This is a genomic window from Kitasatospora sp. NPDC093558, assembly GCF_040683475.1.
Classification (GTDB): Bacteria; Actinomycetota; Actinomycetes; order Streptomycetales; family Streptomycetaceae; genus Kitasatospora.
On record NZ_JBFBDY010000446.1, the window covers coordinates 1 to 5,214 of the forward strand.

A 5,214-nucleotide genomic window follows, 5' to 3' on the forward strand; every position below is an offset into this window, starting at 1 on the left:
GGCGACGACATTGCCCGGCCTTCTGCACGGGAAGTCGGCCGGATGGGGCGTGACCGGGGACACCACCACGGCCCCGCCCTCCGGCCTATCGGACTCACGCCGTCGCGACCAGCGGCTTGGGCGCGCACTCACACCAGACCACCTTGCCGACCCCCGGGCGCGGGGAGTGCCCCCACTCGGTGGCGAGGACCTCCACGAGGAGCAGGCCACGCCCACGCCCAGCGAGGGGATCCGGCTGCTGGGACACCGGAGGCCGGTCGCTCGCGTCGTGCACCTCGATGCGCAGACGGGTGGCACTGACGTCGAAGGACACCCAGATCAGCCGGCCCGGCATGCCCGAGTGCAACACGGCATTGCCCACCAGCTCCGAGGTGAGCAGCTCGCCGACCTCGGAGTAGCGGTCGCCGTCCGGCATGGTGGCGAGCAGCTCGCGCAGCATTCGCCGCGCGAGCAACGGTGAACGGCGGGAGCGCGGGAACCAGCAGCCGCGGGTGGCGACGGGGGCGTCGGTTTCAGGCATGGCGGAGCTACCTCCGGTGGGGTTGGGGATCGAGGCCCGGGCGGGAAGCGTCCCGGCGCCAGACCCAGGCATGGGGATGCCCGGCAGTCGATAGCAGAGAGTGTCCACCTCATCGACTGTGGGTAGCATGCGCTCAGCAGAAGATCGTTCGCAAGAATTCCTGGAGGAACATTTTCCGATCTTGGTTTTTGGATAACCTTGCATCAGTTCCACTACAGATGTGGGGAGTTGATCACATGGCCCAGCCGCGCCCTTCGGTCCGTCGTCGCCGCGTCGCGAGCTTGCTCATCCGTCATCGTGAGGCGGCAGGCAAGACTCCGGACGAGGCTGCGATGCGCATCGACTGCCATCGATCCAAGATCAGCCGGATGGAGAACGCCTGGCTGCCGATCTCCAGTAGCGAGCTGCGCGACCTGCTCACGTTCTACGGCGTGGACGACGCGGAGTACGTGGAGGAGATCGTTGCGCTCAACAGGCAGAGCACCGAGCGTGGATGGGCGCAGCAACTGGATGTCTCCCAGCCCTCCTACGTCGATTACATCGACTACGAGGAGAGCGCCGGCCACATCCGTTCGTTCCAGCCGATGATGGTCTCAGGGCTGTTGCAGACGGCGGACTACGCCCGGGCGATCTACGAGGCTTCGCCGTTCGACATCTCGCCTCAGCGCATCGACGAGCTGGTGGCGGTCCGATTGCATCGGCAGAAGTCTCTGGATCGCGCTGAACCGCCGCGGTTCAGCGCGATCCTGGGCGAGGCCGCACTTCGTGGACAGGTTGGCGGTGTGGCCGTAATGCGCGCGCAACTCGACCATCTCCGGCAGCTGAGCGAGCACCCCCGGATCGAGCTGCAGGTGTTGCCGTTCAGCACTGGTGCTCATGCCGGAATCATGGGCTCGTTCGTGCTCTTCAGCTTCCCCACGAGGGCGTTCTCCGATGTCGTTTGTGTGGAGCATCGTGCAGGAATGCTCTATCTGGAGACACCAAAGGAGACCTCTGCCTATACGCTCACGTTCGACTCGTTGCGATCGAGTGCGTTGAGCCCTTCGGAGAGCCTCGACTTGGTCACCCGGGTCAGGCAAGAGTTGTAGCGGTATCGACCGGAGGTGCTGAAGGTGACTGCGCTTGATCTCAACGGTGCGAACTGGCGGAAGAGCACGTTCAGCGGAGAGACCGGCGACTGCATCGAGGTTGCGGACGGGTTCCCGGGGGTGCTTCCCGTCCGCGACTCCAAGGACCCGCAGGGGCCTTCCCTCCTCTTCACCGCCGATGCCTGGACCGCGTTCATCGCCGCTGTTCGCGCGGGAGACTTCCCCGGGAAGCACTGACCGGCAGCAGGTCGGCGACCCACGCCTCAGCCGCCTCCGACAGTGCAATCCATGCGCCGCCGTCCCGGATCGCACGTAGCCGCCACCGGGCCGCGACCACGGCTGCCAAGGCGGCCACCTCGACGGGCTCGGCGGCAGCGTAGTACGGGACCGTCATCGCCCACCGCTGCGCCTGGGCGGCGGTGTGGCCGGCGGCGATCAGGCGGGGAATCATCGAAGCGGTGTCGACCCAGGCGGCGGCCGGGGCCGGCCACGACCAGTCGATAACCCGAACCCGGGCACCGTCGACCAGGATGTTCGGCCCGGTCATGTCGGTGTGGGCCAGCGTGTTACCCGCGACCGCATCCGATACCTGGCTCTCCAATGCTCTGAGCTGGTCCACGTGCTCGGCCTGCCATGACGTCAGGCCGCCCGCGGCTGCGATCTCGGACCACAGCGCCGATCCGGCCCACCGCTGCGCGAGACTGAGCGTCCGCAGCGCGGGCGCAGGCGTCAGCCTGTCGGAAAGGCCGGCCAGCGTCCCGGCGATGAGCGGCAGGTCGGAAGAACCTGGAGACAGGTCGGCATGCCGTCCGGGCACGTACTCGAAGGCGGTGACCAGCCAGCCGTCGGTTTCACCCTGCCACAGCAGGTCCGCACCGATCCCTTTTACCACCGGCGCGGTCTGCGCTTCCTTGCGAGCCATCCAAAGGTTCGGGCTGTCCAGCTTGGAGGCCTTGACGAACAGGCGCCCCGTGGCGGTGTCCAGGGCGGCGGCGAACTCCGCGACCTCCCCAGCGTTCGGCACGGTCACACCGTTGATGACGCCGCATCGCTCGGCGATCAGGTCACGAACCTTGGCAGGCAGATCGACCCACTGGTGACGCATATCGCTTCCTTGGGGCAGGGGTGGGGCCGGACGGCACCCCGGCCCTGCCGCCCCCCCCGGGGTCAGCTGGAGTTGTGGCAACCCTGGTGGCACTGCGAGCAACTGCCGCTTCCGCTGGTGTCGGAGCCGTCGCCCCCACTGCCTTGGGAGCACTCGGCGGACATGGCCCACAGTTCGGCGTCCACCTGGAAGCCGACCGCCGCGAGCGCGGCCACGGTCGCGGCGATGCTCGCGCCCTTCACCGGGACGTCGCCGTCCTCCGGGCTGTGGTGCAGGAACCTGCCGGCGACGCGGTCGCAGAACCCCGCGTACTCGCGGGTGTACATCAGGAAGGTGTGCCATCCGTGGTCGACCAGACGAGACGGCGACAGCCGGGTGCCGGGGTTGGCGGCGCAGGCACCGAGGAACGCGAGTGCCTGGTCCACGACCCGCACTGCGAGCTGCGCCTCCATGTCCTTCTCGTGGACGACCCGGTGGACCAAGCGCCCGAACAGGGCGTCGTCGACCAGGGTTCGTCCGGTGATCCGTTCCGTGCTCACGGGGCTCATGCTGTGCTCCCTTGATCGGTTCGGCCGGTCGCACCGACGGGTAGCGACCGCGCATTGCCGCCCGGCTGAGAGTTGCCGCTGCGTCACGCCGGGCGATGCCTCAGACGGTAGGGAGTACGCGGATGGTTACTCAACGCGATTGCAGCTGATTGCGAGCTGTCAGCCGAGAGCGGCAATCGCGGAGGTGATCAGTGCGCGGGCCGCGGCTCCGTGGACGGCCATCTTGGTCAGGTCGGCGAAGGCTCGGTGGTAGTCCGCAAGTTCGCGAGGCTGGACGACGTTGATCTCTGCGGTCAGCGTCTCCACCGACGCCTCCTGGTCATCGAACAGGTAGAACGCCTCCAACGGCCAGATGCGGCGCTGTGCGGAGAACGGGATGATGCCGAGGGAGACGGACGGGAGCGGCATCACCGCGAGCAGGTAGCCGAGTTGGCCGGCCATGGTTTCCGCGTCGCCGATGCGGTACCGCAGAACGGTCTCCTCGGCCAGGACGACGAAGCGGTGGTTGCCTTCGTGCAACAGCCGACCGCGCTCCATCCGAGCCGCGACCGCATCGGCGACGTCGTCCGGGGTGCCCTGGAAGTGCGTGATGCTGCGCATGAGGGCGGTTGCGTACGCCTCGGTCTGGAGAAACCCGGGCACGACGTTCGAGACGTAGACCCGGCACATCGCCGTACTCGCGTACTGAACCAGAGACTCTTCCTGAACTTGGCGCATTCCGTTGCGGTGGAGCTTGCGCCACTCCTGATACATCAGCTCCACCGCGCGGGAGGCGGCAATCAGCTCGATGGCCTGATCGTTGGAGCCGCACGCCGCGCACCACGAGCGGATGTCGTCCTCGGAGGGTGCGGACTTTCCGCTCAGGATGCGCGAGGTTTTCGACGGGTGCCATTGGCACCGGGCAGAGAGCTGCTTGCCGTCGATCCGGGCGTCCAGCATCAGATCGCGCAGGCGAGTGGCAATGGCAACCCGAGCGGCTTGGGCGCTCGACGATGGGGATACGGCCATGGAGTGTCTACTCGGTACCTCTGGTCACACGGCGTACTGGTCGTGCGGGATGGCGCGCTCCCACACCGCTTCGAACGCGGCGACGCAGAGCTTCGCCACGGCGGCGTCCTCGGTATACGAGGTGCGCGGGTCGGCCCAGTCACCGTCACCAGTGAAGTGGTTGAAGCGGACGGCGTGATCGTCGAACACCCAGAAGTCATTTCCGGGCAACGCCAAGTCGGAGGCGTTGTGCCGGGGAAGCCAGCGGACATCTTCACCAGCCGCCACGTTGACCGGGGTCATGGCGTGCAAGTACCGCGTGTAGAGGGTCACCGGCTCGGAGACGATCCGGGCTCGATGGACGGCGACGCCTCGCCTCGTCGCCTCGCGAACCATGGCCGTCCATTCATGCCAGTACTCCGACTCTGGGTCCAGGTCCGATTGCCCTGTTTCTCGGAACCGTTCGACGGCCTGTGCCTCGTCCGGGACTCCGTAGATGTCACGCATCTCCAGATGGATCGCCGAGTACTGCGCGGAGTGCAGGAGTTGATCAAAGTCCGGCACGTTCAGCCACATTGCACGCCTCCCTCAAGATCGGCACCATCCGCGCCGGGATTCGGTTCACGGTCTCGCCCTCGGGAATGCCGGGAGTGTGGTCGGCCGCCCACGAGGTCCCACTGATCGTCGCCATCAACTCTTCGGAGCCGCTCCACCCTTGGATCACGATCTCCCCCCGCTCGTGGTCCACCCACACGGTCGGCGAGCCGTCCTTGCCGGTCTCGGGGTCGATCCCGATGAAATCAAGCTCCATGGTGCCCTCCCGTATCAAGCCAGTTGCGCACTGTTGCGCCTGAACCCTTGCGGACGACGCATGGAGCGTCAAGAGCGCACAGTAGGCGGATGCGGATACTGCCAGTACCGCCCAGCAACGCCCAGCACCGTCGCCCAGAACCGCGCAGCGATCGC

General features: G+C 66.9%; 8 protein-coding genes. 2 read left to right on the plus strand and 6 right to left on the minus strand.

What is annotated here, in order from left to right; translation table 11 throughout:
- Positions 1-94: 94 nt before the first annotated feature.
- Positions 95-520, minus strand: coding sequence for an ATP-binding protein (locus AB0O00_RS28630; RefSeq protein WP_363656587.1), 426 nt, complete (start codon positions 518-520; stop codon positions 95-97).
- A 236-nt stretch (positions 521-756) separates the two neighbouring features.
- Here AB0O00_RS28630 and AB0O00_RS28635 point away from each other — a divergent pair, with 236 nt between their 5' ends.
- Positions 757-1,608, plus strand: a complete 852-nt coding sequence (locus AB0O00_RS28635; RefSeq protein WP_363656589.1) for a helix-turn-helix transcriptional regulator — start codon at positions 757-759, stop codon at positions 1,606-1,608.
- A 24-nt stretch (positions 1,609-1,632) separates the two neighbouring features.
- The gene (locus AB0O00_RS28640) at positions 1,633-1,845 is read left to right on the plus strand and encodes a DUF397 domain-containing protein (protein ID WP_363656601.1); all 213 of its coding nucleotides are present in this window, start codon (positions 1,633-1,635) and stop codon (positions 1,843-1,845) included.
- On the opposite strand, the gene AB0O00_RS28645 is transcribed toward AB0O00_RS28640, so the two are convergent.
- The 5 genes from AB0O00_RS28645 to AB0O00_RS28665 all read right to left on the minus strand — a co-directional run bounded on the left by AB0O00_RS28645 (position 1,802) and on the right by AB0O00_RS28665 (position 5,059).
- Positions 1,802-2,713: a hypothetical protein gene (locus AB0O00_RS28645; protein WP_363656591.1), complete on the minus strand. Its 912-nt coding sequence runs from the start codon at positions 2,711-2,713 to the stop codon at positions 1,802-1,804. The genes AB0O00_RS28640 and AB0O00_RS28645 overlap by 44 nt on opposite strands.
- A gap of 62 nt (positions 2,714-2,775) precedes the next feature.
- Entirely contained in the window at positions 2,776-3,252 is a 477-nt protein-coding gene (locus tag AB0O00_RS28650) for a hypothetical protein (RefSeq protein ID WP_363656593.1), read from the minus strand.
- 168 nt (positions 3,253-3,420) lie between these two features.
- Positions 3,421-4,269: a helix-turn-helix transcriptional regulator gene (locus AB0O00_RS28655; RefSeq protein ID WP_363656595.1), complete on the minus strand. Its 849-nt coding sequence runs from the start codon at positions 4,267-4,269 to the stop codon at positions 3,421-3,423.
- Between the two features lie 24 nt (positions 4,270-4,293).
- Complete coding sequence (locus AB0O00_RS28660; protein WP_363656597.1) at positions 4,294-4,824, minus strand: DUF6879 family protein; 531 nt, start codon at positions 4,822-4,824, stop codon at positions 4,294-4,296.
- Positions 4,799-5,059: a hypothetical protein gene (locus tag AB0O00_RS28665; protein ID WP_363656599.1), complete on the minus strand. Its 261-nt coding sequence runs from the start codon at positions 5,057-5,059 to the stop codon at positions 4,799-4,801. The genes AB0O00_RS28660 and AB0O00_RS28665 overlap by 26 nt, the downstream gene beginning before the upstream one ends.
- Positions 5,060-5,214: the final 155 nt, after the last annotated feature.